Raw genomic sequence first — 13,654 nt, 5'->3', positions numbered from 1 at the left:
GCAGAGCTGCCTATGTCGTCATTAAAACGCCCCAGGCGCAATCATCTGGATCAGGCGCGTACTGCACATCTGCAAGAACGTCGGCAAGCTGCAATCGCCGCATTAGCCGCGCTCGACTGTCTGCGCGGCGTTTCACCCACCGAGCTGGCTGTTTTGTACGAACGAGGTGTCTTTCGCGCTTTTCCCGCTGGAGCGACAGTAATCGGTCAGCGACGTGGCTTTCGCTACCTCTTTTTTTTGTTGCGTGGCTCATTGCAGTTGCGATTGCGTGACAAAGATGGGCACGAAGTGTTAATGGGAGTATTAGGACAGGGTGATTGCTTTGGCGAGGGGCCACTCTTCGGGAAGTTCTTTCGCCATATGAGTGCCCTGACCCAGTCGGTCTGCTATCTCTTACAAATCGAGATTGCCGCTCTGCGTGACGAGCTGGCAACATTACCCCTACTCACCACGGCTCTCCGCCAGGTGTATCGGCGCCGCATGATCGATGCAACGCTGGCCCGTATTCCTGTTCTAAGTCAGTTGCTCCCGCTCGAACGCATAGAAATCGCATCCCGGTTGCAGCCACGCCATGTACCGCGTGGGACGCTGGTGGTCAAGCAGGGTGAACCTGCCGACTCACTCTACCTGATCGAGAGCGGTCAGGTGATTATCGAACAGAGTGGGCAAACGATTGCCAGCCTGAGTGAAGGCGATCTTTTTGGTGAGATTTCATTACTGACCGGCGGTACCCATCGAGCTAATGCCCGTACCCTGACCACGACCGATCTGTTGGTCTTACCGGGCACGGATTTTTATCGTCTGATTCGGCAGTATCCAACCCTTGAAGCTGAGTTACGGACAATTGCCGATCGCCGTTTGAAGCATTTAGCTGCGGTACGAAGCGATGCGGCGCGTGTTCGTGACATCGAACTGGCAGTGAATCGTGGGGTGCTGCGCGCAACTCACGTGCTGGTTCGTGATCCGGCCCGCTGTCCACCCGGTTGCCGCTTGTGTGAAACCGGCTGTGCTGCCCGCCATGGTCATACCCGACTTCATCTGAATGGCACACCCATTGATCGCTTTGATGTTCTCGATCACTGTCGGCAGTGTAGCGTTGGCGCCGAGTGCGTTGAAGCCTGCCCGGAAGACGCCATCGAACGGGTGGATACCGGCGTGTTGCGTATTACTGCGCGTTGTACCGGCTGCGGTGAATGCGTAAGCGCTTGTCCATACGATGCTGTGCAGTCAGTGCCCCTTCGTCCTCATGCCAGCGGCCCGTTATGGCAACTCTTCCGCCGCTTGCAGCAGCGGCTACGTCCGTCTATTCCGCTGACGCCTATCGGTGTGACGCACCGTGCCGATAAGTGCGATCTGTGCTTTGGCCATTCTGATCTAGCTTGTGTGCAGGCCTGTCCTATCGGAAACCTGCGTCTAATGCCAGTTGAAGATGTCGTGCCCTTGTGAAGAAGACCGATTTACCGGCGTCTACGGTCAGGTTGTAAGAGCAAGAGAACAGTGAAGATCGATCCGGCCAGGACGAGCAAGGCGATCAACTTGAACAAGGGCGTAAAGAAATCGAAGATACCAATTGCCCCAAATGTGATGCTTAGCCCGTAGTAACAGCCGACCACTTGACGTTGACTCAATCCCAGATCGAGCAAACGGTGGTGCAAATGGTCGCGTCCGGCTTGGGCAGCCGACCGACCGTGCAACGTGCGTGAGAGGATCAACCACGCCATATCAACCAGCGGTACCCCCATCACCAAGAGTGCGGTCGCAAGTTTGGCACCCCCAATAATCGCGCAGATACCCAGTGTATAGCCAATTGTCATCGCGCCAACATCACCCATAAAGATGCGGGCCGGATGCGTATTGTATAGCAGAAATGCTGCGCAAACACCGCTCAGCGCCAGCGGCAAGAGGGCAACCGTCAATTGTGGTGGATCGAGCGTTAAGGTGTGAATGGCAAGCACTATTCCCGCAATGCAGGTTACCCCGGCGGCCAGTCCATCAAGACCATCGATCCAGTTCACCATATTTTGGATGCCAACGATCCAGAACACCGTGGCGGCAATCGCCAGCCACGGACTGAGGTTGTGCAGGTGAATCTGGTTGACGAAAGGAAAATTAAATGCGGTCAGAATAATCCCCCGCGCTTCAGTAGGGTGCCCTAACGCATCGGGGTAGAGTGTTTGATCCCAGGCATACGGGCCGACGGCGATCAGAGCAGCCACAATGTGCACCCCCAGGCGGGGTAGAGCGGGCAGATCGTAGAGATCGTCAAGAAAACTGATCAGTGCAATCGGCGCAATGCCCAAGAGGAGCAAGCCGATCCGCAGATGTTCAAACGGCGAACGGCGCAGCACAGGATCGATAGCTTCAACGCCAAGACTCACCACAAGAGCGCCTACCAGACCAGCGATCATAGCCAGCCCACCAACGACCGGTGTTGGTTCACGATGGACATGGCGTGGGCCAGGATGCGCTACCCATCCCTCCTGGCGCGCTAAACGAATCAGCGGCGGAACGAGGATGGCGGTAATCGTAAAGGCGATCAGTGGAATACTGGCAATGGCGAAGATTGTGACCATGATAGTCCTGCGCTGCTCGAAAGCCTTGCTCGAAAAAAAGACTATTCGTATCCGCCATACGGCTTGGTTCGCAACCCGTGTGGCGATGTGCAGGCAATCATATCAGATTTTGGTGAAAAGTCGGATACTAATGCACCTACCCCGCCACTCGGCGCAGCGACCGTGCCCATGCTGCCCATCCCGCAACGCCACCATGACACGCATCCCGTGACCATCGTCTCGGCGGATAGCGGTGCACCGGATGCCGCTCCGGTGTACGGGCGCAGCAGTGCTATGCCCTGACCGATCTGCTGCTGCGATAGGATAGGTCGGAGAGGCGCTCTATGAATATCGTCGTGGACACCAGCAGGGGCAAGACATCGCCTCGCCCCTGCTGACCAGGTTCATTCGATATAGACGTGACGATACGATTATTCGGAAAGGCTCTTAGCCGGTTCCAAACTGGCGATCACCGGCATCGCCTAAACCGGGCACAATGTACCCTCGCTCGTTGAGATGGCTGTCGATGGCTGCCAGGTGAATGGCCACATCGGGGTGTGCGCCGGTAAGCGCCCGTACTCCTTCTGGGGCTGCGATCAATCCCAGAAACTTGATCCGTTGTGCCCCCCACCGTTTCAGAATATCTACTGCCGCCACTGCTGAACCACCGGTTGCCAGCATCGGATCAACAATAATTGTTAGATCGATGTCTGGCTTGCTCGGCAACTTGTTGTAATACGTGACCGGCTGCAATGTCTCGTGGTCGCGATAAAGACCAAGGTGCCAGACATGAACCGTCGGTAAGATGTCTACAATCGCTTCTGCCATTCCCAAACCGGCGCGGAGAATGGGAATGATGCCGATTCGCTCGGCAACTTCGTAGCCAGCACAGGTTGCCAGCGGGGTTTCAACCGTCAATGGGGCCAGCGCCAAATCCTGAGTAGCTTCGTAGAACAGCAGTTGCGCAATTTCGCGCACCAATTCGCGAAACTTCTTCGGTTCAGTCCATTTGCTTCGCAAAAGCGCCAGCTTGTGCTGGATGAGTGGATGGCGTGAGACAAAGACTTGTGATGACATATTTTGTTTTCCTGCCTGGGTGTGTGAGCCAATCGCTTATACCATCGGGCGTTGGACGAGAACGCTTGAATCTGCATCATAGCAGATTTGCTCTAACCCAGATCAGTGATAACAACGCCTAACCGAACGTATCATTGCCAACGGCGTTGAGGCCCGTGCATGCGTTGCAAGATGAGCTGGCACAAACCATCACCAGCCGTATCTGCATATTCTGGAGCACGTTTGATACTCGCTCCGGTCGATTGCGCCGTAGGCCCCAACCCTCTCCGCGATCCGTTTATCGTTCTATCCGGCGACGCGGTGTTACACTTGTTCGAGCTTATACCCTACACCACGGACAGTAATAATAATTTTTGGTTTCGACGGCTCAATTTCCACTTTTTCGCGCAGACGACGGACACAGACATCGACCAGATTCGTTTCACCAACGTACTCGTAGCCCCAGACTTCACGGAAGAGCACTTCGCGGGTAAACACCTGACCGGCATTAGCAGCCAGAAAATACAGAAGTTCAAACTCCATCGGTGTCAACTTAACATCCTTCCCGCGAATCGTAACCTTATGAGCGACAGCGTCAATGGTCAACTCGCCTACCTGCACAAACGTAGGCGCCGTTCGCGCTTTTTGCATATCGACGCGGCGCAAGATAGCTTCAACGCGAGCCACGAATTCGGCTACTTTGAACGGTTTGGTAATATACTCATCGGCCCCACGGCGAAAACCATGCACAATATCGTCAGTACCATCGCGTGCGGTGATAATCACGATTGGCACATCACTTTTAGCTCGAATCCGTTCACAGGCTTCAAAACCATCGACGAATGGCATCATCACATCGAGGAAGATCAGGTCGAAGGATTCGCGTTCAAAGGCTTCAAGCGCTGCCAAACCATTCGCCACCACCTTTGTCTCATACTGTTGGGTCGGAAGTGCAGTCTGGATCAGGCGCCCGATAGCAGGATCGTCATCGGCAACCAGTATCCGACGCTTCGGCGGTGGTTGATCGGCGGCACGTTGAGATGTGCGATGAAAAAGTGGCATAGGCTTTCAATACCGCATGTAAAACCGATGTTCCGGTCACTTGCACATCAGAAACTGAAGCGGCAATCGAGCATAACTGCTATTGCCGCACCGCACAGCACTTCATACTGCTTCATCGAGTCGACGACGATATTCGGCTCGCGGCACCAGAATGGGTCGTCCGCGTCCCTGTACAACTTCAGCATTAATGATACAGCGCCCAATGTGTTCTTGCGATGGCAACTCGTACATCACTTCCAGCAGTATTTCTTCCACAATGCTACGGAGGGCACGTGCACCGGTACGGGCTGACATCGCCCGATCTACAATTGCTTCCAGACTATCGGGAGTAAACTCCAACTCGCAGTGATCGAGGGCAAACAACTTCTGATACTGCTTGATAATCGCGTTTCGTGGTTCGGTCAGAATACGCAGCATCGCTTCGCGGTTTAGCGGATCAAGCGCCACGATCACCGGCAAGCGCCCAACAAACTCAGGGATAAACCCAAAGCGCATGAGATCATCGGGTGTGATCTGCGCCAGCAGTGCGCCCTCATCCTCAACCGGATTAATCGGATTACTCCCAAAGCCCATCAACTGCTTGCCACGTAGCCGTTTGGCGATAATATTGGTAATACCCTCAAAGGCGCCACCGCAGATGAAGAGCACATTCGTCGTATCAAACGGAATGTACTCCTGTTGAGGGTGCTTACGACCGGGCAAGGGGGGCACATGGGCAACCCCACCCTCGAGGATTTTCAGCAGAGCCTGCTGTACACCTTCACCAGAGACATCGCGGGTAATCGAAGGATTATCAGACTTGCGGGCAATCTTATCAATCTCATCGATATAGATAATCCCTGTCTGCGCCCGTTCAACATCACCGTCGGCGGCCTGGATCAGGCGTAACAAAATATTTTCTACATCTTCACCCACATACCCGGCTTCGGTGAGGGCGGTAGCATCGGCAATGGCAAATGGGACATCGAGGATGCGCGCCATCGTTTGCGCCAGCAGCGTTTTCCCACTACCGGTTGGCCCGATCAACAGGATGTTACTTTTGCTAATCTCAACATCGTCGATTCGGGCGCCAGACCGCACACGTTTGTAATGATTATAGACGGCAACGGATAGCGCTATCTTAGCCCGATCCTGCCCGATCACATATTGATCAAGCTTTTCACGCAATTTTCGCGGCGTTGGCAGACGAGACGGGCCAGGGGGTGGGGTGCGTCGGGCGCTTGATGTCTTCTGATCGCTCTCTTCGGCAATGATAGCGCTGCACAGGGCAACGCATTCATCACAAATGAATACATTGCCGGGACCAGCGATCAGCCGTTGCACTTCATCCTGTCCGCGCCCACAGAACGAGCAGGCATACGGATCACGACCAGGATTGCGGGTTCGGCTCATGGGAAATTCTCCAGACGGGCGGGTGAGAGCAGAAACCGCTCTCACCCGATACGTCATTACTTCTTTCCATCCTCGCGGATGAGGATTTCATCAATAATACCGTACTCTTTCGCCTGTTCAGGCGTCATAAACAGATCGCGGTCGAAGTCCTTTGCGATCCGTTCAATAGGCTGGCCGGTATCTTTGGCCAGCAGCTCACGCACTAGTTGTTGGAGGCGGAGAAGCTCACGAGCCATGATTTCCACATCGGGCGCGTAGCCACGTGCGCCACCACCTGCTGGATGCATGTGGATCGTTGAGTGGGGAAGGCTGTACCGTTTCCCCTTCGCGCCACCGGCCAAGATCGGTGTTGCCATACTACCGGCCATCCCGACACAAACTGTTGCAACGTCAGGTCGAATATGGTGCATGGTATCGTAGATACCGAGACCGGCTGTAACCGATCCACCGGGGCTGTTGATATAGAGCCAGATGTCACGATCTGGGTCTTCACTCTCAAGGAAGAGCAGTTGGGCGACAATCAAATTAGCAATCTGATCGTCAATGGGTGTTCCCAGAATGACAATCCGCTCTTTCAACAGGCGTGAATAGATATCGAAAGCCCGTTCACCTCGGCTGGTACTCTCGACGACCATAGGAATCAACAGTTCTGGTCGTTGTGAGAGCCATTCCGGACTCGGCATACTACGCCATTCGTGGGTGTAGCGTGTTGACCAATTCATAACAAACTCCTCATTCAGTAGTTGAACGACTAACCGGTTCGCCAGGAGCGGTCGCTTCCACTGCTGAGCCGCTATCGGCACCAGCAGATGCATCGGCGCCTGCCGCCGATTCGTCGTGAGTTGTGCTGGTTGTATGTGTTTCTGGCGCATCGTCGGCAACAACCGGTGAAGCAGCCTCTTCATCGAGCTCACCGCTTGCAATGGCCTTTATACGTGCGCGCAGCTTCTTATCAATCACCATACTCGCGACTGACGAGAGTAACTGACCACGCAGCGACTTCTCAAGTTGTGGTCGTTGTTGCTCGTCGTAGCGTTCCAGCAGCTCCTTAATCTCGGCTTCAATTTCTTCGGGGCTGACCGTGATCTTTTCTTGCTTAATCACTTCAGCCAGAGCAAGATTCACCTTTACCTGCTTCTCTGCTTCCGGTAGCAGTTCTTCAATTGCCTGATCACGGGTCATACCCCGATATTGCAGGACATTATCGATTGTAATACCGAAGCGCGCAAACTGTTGGCCTTGCTCCTCGAGCATCGACTCGGCCACATCCCGGACGATCACATCTGGGATGTCGAACGTCGATTGCTCGACCAATTGTTCGATAAAAGCGTTAAGCTGTTCTTGCTCAGCACGGCGTAGCTGGTGTTCCTCAAGCTCTGATCTAACGAACTGCTGAAACTCGTCGAACGTACCATTAAAATTCTCAAGCGCGAGTAATTCTTCCTGCGATGGTACAATCCGATGCTTAATACCGATTAACTCAACGTCGTAGATGATCTTTTTCCCGCGCGACGACTCGTTGGGATGATCGTCAGGAACTACCGCGACGATGGTCTTCTTTTCGCCAATGTTCATCCCCACCAGGCCATTGTAAAGCTCGTTGGAGAGACGATGGGGTTCGAGAACCACAATCTCTTCACGCCACTGCGATTGATTATCGTCAGCGTTGTTGTTCTGATCGGCTTCGCTCGTCGCTTCCGCCGCTTCTGCCAACGTTTCGGTAGCGGCAGTGGAAGATTCCTCGGTTTCCGCTGATGTTTCGGTATCGGTGCCCGCTACTCTCATGCGTAACCGTAATTCTACCTGGTCGCCACGCTGTGCCGGTCGTGGTTCATCGAGTTCCTGGAGCGTCGTATGCTCATCGAATGTATCTTCCAGGGCATTCTTGAGCATCTGCTCAGTCACCGGTTCTACTACGAGCGGTATGCGAATCTTGCGGTAATCGCCGAGAGTAACAGTCGGTGGCACCGGTACGTTGACGGTGAAGATAAATGGCTCGATGGAGTCGATTCGTTCGAGTGTCGGCGGGCCAACGACTTCAATCTTTTCTTGTTGAATAGCCTTCTTGTAGGCGCTGTTGATCAACTGTTCTGTGGCTTCTTCGATCAACGCTGCTCGCCCGAAGGTGCGTTCAATAATAAAACGAGGCGCTTTACCGGGACGAAAGCCATGGATGGGAAACTTCTGCGACAGGCGGCGCGCCGCCTGATCAAGCCCTCGTTCGAACTGATCCCGGTCGATTTCAATCTTCAATGAGATCAGACTCTTTGGTAATTTCTCAGTAGTAATTTTCACGGTAGTATCCTTAACACACTGCTACTTTGGGCAACAAGGAATGCCTGTTTGCCTCACCAAAGACGCACGCATATACTGGTGCGCCGTATGTTGCATTATAGCACGTCTATCCACGAGATGCGAAGGGGTATTAGGAGTTTTAGGGATTTTCAGCGTCTTCAGTCTTGGATGGAGCGATACCGAAGCATGTCAGCACGTGCTGATAGTGATCCCTAATCCATTGGCCCGCGTCGTGTGGTCATTTAGCACTTCTGGGGTGGAAACCACCTCTGCAATAGCGGTGACAGGTGCAATCGGCGCACCAACGAGAATCTGGCAGCAGATCACTATCGAAACAGGAAAGTTACCGCTTCGGCGCATACTGCTGTGCTCATTTCACTTACCACTCTTCTCTCTTTCTCACCAGAGCAGCGTAAAACGTTGACAAGCGCCAGGATTTTTAGCAGTATATCCGCTTACGGTGCGCTATATCGGTCGAGACCTAATCGGCGTGCTACCCGTTGAATAAGGGTACGAATTTGGCGGTATCCCACCTTCTTGCTCGCTTCGTCAAGGGGTACCCAGGCCGCATCTCGAATACCTTCAGCCAGAGCCGGAGTTGGTGGTTCGGGCGCTGCGCTGGCCAGGAAAAAAGTCACCTGCTTGTCACGCCAATGCCCACGGCGGTAGATCGGATACGTGATCTGTTCAAGCCGTTCGGCAATCGTACAGTGAATACCAGTCTCTTCGCTGACCTCTCTGACGGCTGCCTGTTCATCGGCTTCACCTTCATCAATGTGACCTTTCGGCAATGTCCATACGCCTTGCTGATCTTGGATTAATAACACCAGAGGTCGTCCCATCTGATCGCGGGACAGTACAATGCAACCGGCGGCGCGGATTGGTGTGTCGGTCATATTCCCTCATAGTCCGAAGAGACGGCCAATGGTGGCTTCAATCTCTACCCACCATTGGGCCATCGGTGTAGCATTTGCCTGCTGCGAAATCCACTCTAAGCGTCCACTTGCCAGCAGTATTCCCATTGCAACCATCAGTGTACCACTGGCAAGGCTAGTCGTGTGAAGAAACAGTTCATGCCCGAAGACCTTCACGGTAAAGCCGCGTCCGCGCAGAAAACGCCAGAATCGCGATCCGGTTCCCAGGCGATGGAAGAAGGTGGCAATGACAATCAGGGGTAACCCTAACCCCAGCGAATAGATGAAGGCCAGCACAGCGCCTTGAAGAATGGCAACATCACTGGTTGCGGCCAGCAGGGTCAGCAGCGCACCCAAAATCGGGCCGACGCAGGCCGTCCACCCCAGTGCGAACGTGGCGCCGAAGAGGTACGAACCGGCAAACGTAGCAGCCGGACGCTCTTGCAGTTGTGGCCCGGCGAAACCTTTACCCAGCATTCCCATAATGCCAAAGCCGATAATAATCAAGCCGCCCCAAAAGGTAAGGGTACTCCGGTTGGCAAAGAGCAGGCCGCTCAGAGCAGTCGCGCTGGCGCCGAGGAGAGTCATAGTTGTCGCCAGGCCAAGGAAAAAGGCAATACCCATCATTGCGATCCGCGCTCGTTTCTGACTGCTGGCCTGAAAGGTGAACGCGAAGTAGGCTGGCAGGATGGGAAGGGTACACGGCGACAGAAAACTGAGCACACCGGCCAGGAATGCCGGTAGTGCCAGAACAACAACGCTGCCGCTACCGGTGAGAAAGCGGGTCTGCTCACCGGCATCTAAGCTCAAGGCGAGCAGGACCAGGATCGCCAGCACACCAATCACTGCAAAGGTGATCAGGCTGCGCTTCCCAAAGCGGCGTGGTGGGTCAATCGGGTGAAGGGTCATACAATCCTCGCTGGTTGTGAATGGCCTGTGACCAGGCGAGGAGCAGTGCGCCGAATGCGCGCTGCTTCCTCGTCGCTAACCGGTGTTGCTCCCATAAAGAACAGGGCTGCGCTAAGCACGTCATACCGATAGCGCCGTCGCTCCCATCTTCCAGATGTATTCCGGTACAGTAAGGTTACCCGCCAGAACATACCTTCGTTGTTATACTCTTCCGACTCGATCCAAACCAGTTCTCCTGGTGAAAAGAGGTTTTGCAACCGCTGATAGCAGGCATCGCGGCTAGACGTTGCGGTGTCGATCATACCTGCACACCTCTCGCACATATCTTCGCGAAGCAAGCGATAGTGAGAACGTCAGGTTCTTCCTCGTCGCTTCCTCCTACCACATTTGGGATAGATGTGTTCTGCCATCGTACCGATTGGTCAATTCCACATCGCTATGCTGCTATGCTTTTTATCACTATACCATTATACCCTTATACCCGCTCAATACAACATCACACAACCAAACGTTAGACAACACTTAATGTTCCATGCATACCTGCTTAATATCAATAGCCTATGCTGAGTAATGATGTAGAACAGTCGCATCTCGTCAGGAGTCGGGAACAATGCGTGTGGCACTGGTATGCGAGACCTTTCTCCCTGATGTCAATGGGGTAACGACCACTCTCTGTCATTTGCTGGAATATTTGCAACAGCAGGGTCATGAAGCGCTCTTGTTTGCCCCCCAGGGTGCGCCGACGAGCTACGCTGGGGCCGAGATTGTCCCACTCAGCGGGATGCCATTACCGCTCTACCCTGAAGTAAAGGTAACCCCGCCTCAACCAGGGTTAACGGCCCGGCTCCGTCAGTTCCAACCTGAACTGGTTCATCTGGTTGGCCCGGTAGTGCTAGGTGCAATTGTGCCCGGCATCGTCCGCCGCCTTGGTCTACCGTTGATTGCTTCCTATCACACCGATTTCGGCGCCTACAGTCGGCACTACAGTCTTGGCTTTCTCCAACATGGGGTCAACGCCTGGTTACGCTGGATTCACAATCGCTGCCGGATCAATCTGTGTCCTTCCAGTTTTACGCTGCGGGTACTGCGTTCAGCCGGTTTCCGCCGTTTACGAATCTGGGGACGAGGTGTCGATACTGAACGGTTCCACCCACGGTATCGGAGCGAAGCGTGGCGGGCAGCAGTTGGTGCCCGACCTGGTGAGCGCATCCTGCTTTACGTAGGACGGCTGGCCGCTGAAAAGCGGATCGATCTGCTACCGGAGGCGATTCGTGGCATCCCAGATGTCCGCCTGGTCTTTGTTGGCGATGGGCCGTTTCGCACCGAGCTACAACGTCGTTGTGCCGGTCTACCGGTTCACTTTACTGGCTATCTCAAAGGCAACGACCTGGCAACAGCGTATGCGAGCGCCGATGTGTTTTTGTTTCCCTCTGACACCGACACGTTTGGGCAGGTTATTCAAGAAGCTATGGCATCGGCGTTACCGGTCATTGCCGCTCGTGCCGGTGGTGCGATTGACCTGATACAACACGGACAGAACGGCTACCTCTTCGCCCCTGGTGTCGCCTCCGATTTGCGCGCCCGTCTCCGCGAATTGCTGGCGAATGACGATCAGCGATTGGTGCAGGGGATGGCAGGTCGGACCATCGCCGAGCAGCGTTCGTGGCCGCGGGTGATGAACGAACTGATGGGGTATTACGCTCAGGTCTGCCGTCGCAGCAGTCGGCGTAAGACCAGAGGTTGAACGGTGATGCGGTTTCAGGGCGATACCATCCTCTGTGTGAACATGGTTAACTATATCGGTTCACCCTGCATTGTTCCCCTATAAACCCTACTGCCTGAAGTGAACAGGTAGAATCAGCGCACGCCGTGTCGTATCCCGCCACGGTGATCTATTCATTGGTGCAAAATCACCATTCTCCCTTATACCGCTAACCTACGTTGTTCTCTGGGTGCGCGGGCCTCTGGCCCGCATCCGGCGGTGCATAACCGGAAATAATCATGTGTCGTATCAGCACACCATGCGGACAGGTTGGAAGCCGTCCTTGCCAGTGCAATGAGATGATCAATGCGCAGCATCATTCTCCTGGCAGCAGTGTGAACTGCCAGCGATGAATGAGAGTGGCAGCAAACAGCCCTCGGAAAGGACATATTCAGACACGCTCACATCAACGTGACAGTCTTCATGCTGGGAAAACATCAAATGCACGATACATCCCGGCTATGCAACAACAATACCGCCTCGTTTTCATCAATAGCTGAAAGCGCTTTCACGGTTTTGTACAAGTGTTTCGCGCTTTTTTGAAAGTCAGCAACCTTGCTCTTTTGTACTATAGACGTAGTTGGAAGCGTTCCCAGTAAGTGATGGCTCCTATGAATATCACCCTTGATGAAATTGCCCGTCGGGCAGGAGTATCGCGATCCACCGCATCGCGCGTACTCAACCATCATCCGCACGTCAACCCGGCAGTGCGTGAACGAGTCTGGCAGGCTATTCGCGAAACCAACTATCAACCCAACCATACAGCACGATCCTTGGCCATTCGTCGCTCGCAGGTGATAGGGATCATTATTCCGCAGCCAATTCACACCCTCTTCGCCGATCCCTACTTTCCGCTCTTGATCGAGGGAATCGCTCATACCTGTAACGAGCGACAATTTGCGATGATGCTGGAACTGGCAACGAGCACCGGTAATCACCCCTATCTGCATATCGGTCGGCGCGGTTTTCTCGATGGTGCCATTATTGCCTCAGCCGTCGAAGATCAATTCCTTTTGCAGTGGCTCCAGCAAGAAACAATTCCGGTAGTCTCGATTGGTCGGATCATATCGCATCCGGGTATCCCCTACGTCGATGTTGATAATCGCCACGGGGCACGGATGGTTGTTGAACATCTCATTCATTGTGGGTATCGTCGGATTGCCACCATTACCGGACCGATGAATATCATCGCTGGCCGTGAACGCTATGTGGGCTATTGCGATGCTTTAACGGCTGCTGGCATCTCAGTTCAGCCCGAACTGGTGATCGAGGGCAATTTTAGTGAGGAGAGTGGATATATCGCGATGAATACGCTCTTACGGTTTGATCCGCGTCCCGACGCTGTTTTTGCAGCTAGCGACATGATGGCGCTTGGCGCGCTCAGGGCATTAAGGGCGGCCGGTTTGACAGTACCGAATGACGTTGCCCTGGCCGGATTTGACGATATTCCACTCGCGGCAGCGATGATGCCAGCCCTTACAACAGTGCGGCAGCCGATTGCAAAATTGGGGCAGACAGCGGCCTGTCTGTTACTTGACTATCTGCTTAACCCTCCTGCTGAACCGACGGTTCAGCGCGTGATTCTACCCACCGAACTGGTTATTCGTGAGAGTTGCCATAAGCAACCTTGAAAGGAGGTGTAGGTAAGCAGGTTTTTGATTGATCTGCTTTATACCAATTTCACGACGGCGAAAGCAAGCCGGTTAAGGCAC

13 protein-coding genes are annotated in these 13,654 nt (G+C 54.0%); 3 read left to right on the top strand and 10 right to left on the bottom strand.

From position 1 onward, the window contains the following. The first annotated feature begins 12 nt into the window (after window positions 1-12). Window positions 13-1,446: a cyclic nucleotide-binding domain-containing protein gene (locus QTO31_RS02765; RefSeq protein WP_301428018.1), complete on the top strand. Its 1,434-nt coding sequence runs from the start codon at window positions 13-15 to the stop codon at window positions 1,444-1,446. A gap of 11 nt (window positions 1,447-1,457) precedes the next feature. Here QTO31_RS02765 and QTO31_RS02760 read toward each other — a convergent pair whose 3' ends face one another. The 10 genes from QTO31_RS02760 to QTO31_RS02715 form a co-directional block, all read right to left on the bottom strand. Beyond that, the gene (locus QTO31_RS02760) at window positions 1,458-2,573 is read right to left on the bottom strand and encodes a glycosyltransferase family 4 protein (RefSeq protein ID WP_031459372.1); all 1,116 of its coding nucleotides are present in this window, start codon (window positions 2,571-2,573) and stop codon (window positions 1,458-1,460) included. A 426-nt stretch (window positions 2,574-2,999) separates the two neighbouring features. After that, entirely contained in the window at window positions 3,000-3,629 is a 630-nt protein-coding gene (gene upp / locus QTO31_RS02755) for a uracil phosphoribosyltransferase (RefSeq protein WP_031459371.1), read from the bottom strand. Window positions 3,630-3,932: 303 nt separating this feature from the next. Further along, window positions 3,933-4,670 (bottom strand): response regulator transcription factor, encoded by a 738-nt coding sequence (locus tag QTO31_RS02750; protein ID WP_031459370.1) that lies wholly within the window; start codon window positions 4,668-4,670, stop codon window positions 3,933-3,935. A gap of 102 nt (window positions 4,671-4,772) precedes the next feature. After that, window positions 4,773-6,062 (bottom strand): ATP-dependent Clp protease ATP-binding subunit ClpX, encoded by a 1,290-nt coding sequence (clpX, locus tag QTO31_RS02745; RefSeq protein WP_301428017.1) that lies wholly within the window; start codon window positions 6,060-6,062, stop codon window positions 4,773-4,775. A 56-nt stretch (window positions 6,063-6,118) separates the two neighbouring features. Further along, window positions 6,119-6,784, bottom strand: coding sequence for an ATP-dependent Clp protease proteolytic subunit (locus tag QTO31_RS02740; RefSeq protein ID WP_031459368.1), 666 nt, complete (start codon window positions 6,782-6,784; stop codon window positions 6,119-6,121). 10 nt (window positions 6,785-6,794) lie between these two features. After that, window positions 6,795-8,357, bottom strand: coding sequence for a trigger factor (locus tag QTO31_RS02735; RefSeq protein WP_301428016.1), 1,563 nt, complete (start codon window positions 8,355-8,357; stop codon window positions 6,795-6,797). 189 nt (window positions 8,358-8,546) lie between these two features. Beyond that, window positions 8,547-8,717 carry a hypothetical protein gene (locus tag QTO31_RS02730; RefSeq protein WP_160173270.1) on the bottom strand — a complete coding sequence of 57 codons (171 nt, stop codon included), beginning with the start codon at window positions 8,715-8,717 and terminating at the stop codon, window positions 8,547-8,549. A 95-nt stretch (window positions 8,718-8,812) separates the two neighbouring features. Continuing rightward, window positions 8,813-9,253 (bottom strand): NUDIX hydrolase, encoded by a 441-nt coding sequence (locus tag QTO31_RS02725; RefSeq protein ID WP_031458018.1) that lies wholly within the window; start codon window positions 9,251-9,253, stop codon window positions 8,813-8,815. Window positions 9,254-9,259: 6 nt separating this feature from the next. Next, window positions 9,260-10,180 carry a cytochrome c biogenesis CcdA family protein gene (locus QTO31_RS02720; protein ID WP_031458017.1) on the bottom strand — a complete coding sequence of 307 codons (921 nt, stop codon included), beginning with the start codon at window positions 10,178-10,180 and terminating at the stop codon, window positions 9,260-9,262. Further along, the gene (locus QTO31_RS02715) at window positions 10,177-10,482 is read right to left on the bottom strand and encodes a hypothetical protein (protein ID WP_301428015.1); all 306 of its coding nucleotides are present in this window, start codon (window positions 10,480-10,482) and stop codon (window positions 10,177-10,179) included. Before QTO31_RS02715 ends, QTO31_RS02720 begins: the two co-directional genes overlap by 4 nt. 308 nt (window positions 10,483-10,790) lie before the next feature. On the opposite strand from QTO31_RS02715, the gene QTO31_RS02710 reads away from it, so the two are divergent. After that, window positions 10,791-11,924: a glycosyltransferase family 4 protein gene (locus QTO31_RS02710; RefSeq protein ID WP_301428014.1), complete on the top strand. Its 1,134-nt coding sequence runs from the start codon at window positions 10,791-10,793 to the stop codon at window positions 11,922-11,924. A gap of 629 nt (window positions 11,925-12,553) precedes the next feature. Next, window positions 12,554-13,573: a LacI family DNA-binding transcriptional regulator gene (locus QTO31_RS02705; RefSeq protein ID WP_301428013.1), complete on the top strand. Its 1,020-nt coding sequence runs from the start codon at window positions 12,554-12,556 to the stop codon at window positions 13,571-13,573. Window positions 13,574-13,654 lie beyond the last annotated feature (81 nt).

Source organism: Chloroflexus sp. MS-CIW-1, from assembly GCF_030444705.1.
Taxonomy (GTDB): domain Bacteria; phylum Chloroflexota; class Chloroflexia; order Chloroflexales; family Chloroflexaceae; genus Chloroflexus.
The sequence above is the reverse complement of the archived record's forward strand: the minus strand, read 5'-3'. Positions and strand labels throughout refer to the sequence as shown.

Excerpts from the sequence above, each read along its gene's own strand:
- QTO31_RS02765 (WP_301428018.1), top strand. The coding sequence starts at position 13 with ATGTCGTCATTAAAACGCCCCAGGCGCAATCATCTGGATCAGGCGCGT.
- QTO31_RS02760 (WP_031459372.1), bottom strand. The coding sequence starts at position 2,573 with ATGGTCACAATCTTCGCCATTGCCAGTATTCCACTGATCGCCTTTACG.
- upp (WP_031459371.1), bottom strand. The coding sequence starts at position 3,629 with ATGTCATCACAAGTCTTTGTCTCACGCCATCCACTCATCCAGCACAAG.
- QTO31_RS02750 (WP_031459370.1), bottom strand. The coding sequence starts at position 4,670 with ATGCCACTTTTTCATCGCACATCTCAACGTGCCGCCGATCAACCACCG.
- clpX (WP_301428017.1), bottom strand. The coding sequence starts at position 6,062 with ATGAGCCGAACCCGCAATCCTGGTCGTGATCCGTATGCCTGCTCGTTC.
- QTO31_RS02740 (WP_031459368.1), bottom strand. The coding sequence starts at position 6,784 with ATGAATTGGTCAACACGCTACACCCACGAATGGCGTAGTATGCCGAGT.
- QTO31_RS02730 (WP_160173270.1), bottom strand. The coding sequence starts at position 8,717 with ATGCGCCGAAGCGGTAACTTTCCTGTTTCGATAGTGATCTGCTGCCAG.
- QTO31_RS02725 (WP_031458018.1), bottom strand. The coding sequence starts at position 9,253 with ATGACCGACACACCAATCCGCGCCGCCGGTTGCATTGTACTGTCCCGC.
- QTO31_RS02720 (WP_031458017.1), bottom strand. The coding sequence starts at position 10,180 with ATGACCCTTCACCCGATTGACCCACCACGCCGCTTTGGGAAGCGCAGC.
- QTO31_RS02715 (WP_301428015.1), bottom strand. The coding sequence starts at position 10,482 with ATGATCGACACCGCAACGTCTAGCCGCGATGCCTGCTATCAGCGGTTG.
- QTO31_RS02710 (WP_301428014.1), top strand. The coding sequence starts at position 10,791 with ATGCGTGTGGCACTGGTATGCGAGACCTTTCTCCCTGATGTCAATGGG.
- QTO31_RS02705 (WP_301428013.1), top strand. The coding sequence starts at position 12,554 with ATGAATATCACCCTTGATGAAATTGCCCGTCGGGCAGGAGTATCGCGA.